Raw genomic sequence first — 2,979 nt, forward strand, 5'->3', positions numbered from 1 at the left:
CAACAAATAACACGTTGCGATAACGGTGGAGGTGGGCCTGGCTTAGATTGCCCCGACACCCCGCAAAACGCCGAGGTGGTCTCCGCTTAGATTGCCCGAGTGGTCCTGGCTAACGTTGCCAGAGACACATGGACCCGGGGCATTGCGGCTCGTCGACGATCAGAAGCTAGATTACGAAGGGCGGTACCAAGTTCCGAGATTGGCAGCTGGATTAGCTTCAGGTGCTGTAACCCCTGGTCGAAGTCTGTCAGCTCTTGCCGGAACCCAAAGAGCAGAGCGTAGGCATCAGTCCAGTTGTCCGGTGCGGCGTACGGGGGTCCTCCTGGCCAAGCCTGTCGAAGTACCAACGCTCGGGAGAGCGTATCGCCTCGTTGTTTGCGCGGGAGATGCCCTACGAGAGATTTGGCCCGACGGGCCGCCTCGCGTTTCTCGCTACCTCTAATGGTTTCGCCCACGGACTTCCGGAACTGGCGACTCGAAGCTAAGAGAGATCTGCGGAGATCATTGAATGACAGCTGAGGGTCAAGTGTCATCGGTGCGAGCTGGTGAAGTCTGGTCGCCTCGTCAAAGATGGGGCGGAGGTTTTCTACCTCATCCCAGCCGATTAGTGAATTCTTGGTCAGGCCGGAACTTACATAATCAAGGGCTGCTTCTGCTTCGGGGAGATCTCGTGTCAGCTCTTGCAAGCGCTCATTAAATCGGCGAAGAGATTCATTGTTACTCAACGCGTTAGGTGACCACCCTGGCTGAGTTGACCACCCTGTTTCGAGGGCACCGAGGCGGACCAGTTCTTCGAGGTCTCCTCGGATGCGCACTGGCTCTAACTCATCCCAGCGGGACATGTCTTGGATGGCAATCCGCTCATTGCTTTGAACATCAGTCGGAATGCCGATCGCGACTGCAATCATCTCGGCCACACTGACACCCCAGCCGCGATTCTCTTTGTGGAGTGCGTCTTTGTGGCGAACGAGCGTGTCCCGTGCTCGAGTGAGCGAGTAATGCAGTTCGCCAACGCGCGCTTCGCCGGCGGACGCCTGCCGGTCTAGCGCCGTCTGCAACTGTTCAGCAACGTACCGTCGAGAGCTCGAAGCGGCGAAGAGATCAAGAACAAGATGGCTGAGATCTACGCCAGCCAAACGATCAAGGACCGCAGATACGGCCGCTCGTTTTTGCGCAACGAAAAGGACGCTGCGGCCCGCTGCGACAGAGGTCGCAATGATGTTCGCAATAGTCTGGCTTTTACCGGTTCCAGGCGGTCCCTCTACGACGAGGTTTCGTCCAGCAAGAGCGGCGTTGACCACATAACTCTGACTCGCGTCAGCGTCGAGGACGAGATACTCAGCATCTACCGGCGTATAGTCCGGCATTTCCTCCGTTACTCCATCAGTGGAAGAACGGACTCGGTCCGCCGCATTGAGATCCCCTGCAAGTGCAGCAACAAGGTCCGATGCGGCCAGAGCGTCAATGTCACTAACGTCATCAACCATGGGTTGCTTGGTATAGCTGAAGGTACCAAGAACAAGAGTGTTCAGTACCTCCAATTCAGCTACATCCCCGCAGGCATCTTCAAACTCTTCGAGCATGACTTCAATGCTTGGAAGATCCCCGGCATCGAGCTCAAGAATGGAATCGCTCTCAATCCGTTCTCGGTCGGCGTTCAGAACATGCAGGAGGACACCGTTTACCTGGAATTCGTCGATCAGTCGAAGTTCCCACGCCTCTTGAGCGCCACGACGACGGATTAGTTCAAGCGACCGAAGTAGAACAGGTGCGCGCGGCCGAGTGTATTTAGGACGCTTCGATGAACGGTTAGGGCTATCGGATGCCGTCAATTCGTTCTCTACTGCCACTGCTTTTTCAGGGTTGCCTTCGGGGTCCCAAGAGCACATGCCAGCCGCTAGGTAGGCAATCGAAACGCCGTACTCTTCAGTTGCCTCCTGCTGCTTCTTAGCCAACAGACCGCATGCGCGCTGAGCTTTCTGCAGCGCGTCCGCAGTAGTAAACAGTTCCGACAACCGCACAGTGTCACCGGCCAGCAGGCGTGTAACCGAGGCCGATGGAGCGCCATCAAGTCCTACCGTAGAACCTGTCTCCCGGTAATAGAGCAGTCGGTTATTGCCGCCAACGTCAATTAAACCATTACGCCACTCATGCGACACGGCCTCGATCGAACTGCCCATCCCGACCCCCTATATATAGGTGCACACGCCCCCGGGTAAGTTTTCCACACTGCTCACTCACCCCGGTGACTAGTGGTCGCGGGTGATGGTCGCGGACTGTTGTTGGTCTAGTTGATTGGGTGACAACCAAACCCCGGGCAGAACCTCCTTTGAAGCCGTCACCGGGGGAGCGGGTTCCGCACTAACCTTCAGGTTTTCGAGGCAGGGAGTTCGCCAGCAGTGGCTCGTTGCGTTCTTGTCCTTTAGACGATGGCAGAGTTGCGCCAGGATGATTCTTAGGGTCTACCTACAGCCTTGCCAGCATCTCGGCTTTCTTCGTTTCAAACTCGCCTGGCGTAATAATGCCTGCGTCACGCAGCTGACCCAGTTGGCGTAGTTGGCGTAGTTGATCGAAAATGTCGTTGCTAGATGGCCCGGGCGCGACCGCAGAAGGAGCAGTCGTCTGAGACATGTTTTCTCTCACGCTCGCCGTGAAGGCGGCAAGGTCGTCTCGGTCGTGGATTGCTTTGACTCCCACCACGTTGCCGGAAGAGTAGAAAGTGATGCTGGCTCCCGTCATGCCGCCGCTCTGATCAAACGACGACACCGTGCCATAGGGGTAGGACTCCATTTTGTAGCCAACAAATTTTTTGTCGAAGAAGACAATTCGTCGGTCAGTCGCGATGAGCACACGGGTCTGCCCAGAGTTTGGTTGTCACTGGGGGTTGATGGTTTTCAGGCCGCGTTTGCGGTTGTGTAAATTGTCTCAAACTCGACGGGGGTGAGTTTGCCGAGGCCCCGTTGGCGGCGTCGGCGGTTG

2 protein-coding genes and 1 pseudogene are annotated in these 2,979 nt (G+C 56.5%); all 3 read right to left on the minus strand.

The features are described from left to right. Nucleotides 1-86 precede the first annotated feature (86 nt). Entirely contained in the window at nucleotides 87-2,180 is a 2,094-nt protein-coding gene (locus tag B7R21_RS19335; RefSeq protein WP_116284884.1) for an AAA domain-containing protein, read from the minus strand. Nucleotides 2,181-2,466: 286 nt separating this feature from the next. Next, nucleotides 2,467-2,631, minus strand: a complete 165-nt coding sequence (locus tag B7R21_RS21070; protein WP_367379422.1) for an SHOCT domain-containing protein — start codon at nucleotides 2,629-2,631, stop codon at nucleotides 2,467-2,469. A gap of 18 nt (nucleotides 2,632-2,649) precedes the next feature. After that, a pseudogene (locus tag B7R21_RS21075) lies at nucleotides 2,650-2,853 on the minus strand (PH domain-containing protein); the annotation flags it as partial. Between the last annotated feature and the right edge of the window lie 126 nt (nucleotides 2,854-2,979).

The organism is Subtercola boreus, assembly GCF_003399625.1.
Classification (GTDB): domain Bacteria; phylum Actinomycetota; class Actinomycetes; order Actinomycetales; family Microbacteriaceae; genus Subtercola; species Subtercola boreus_C.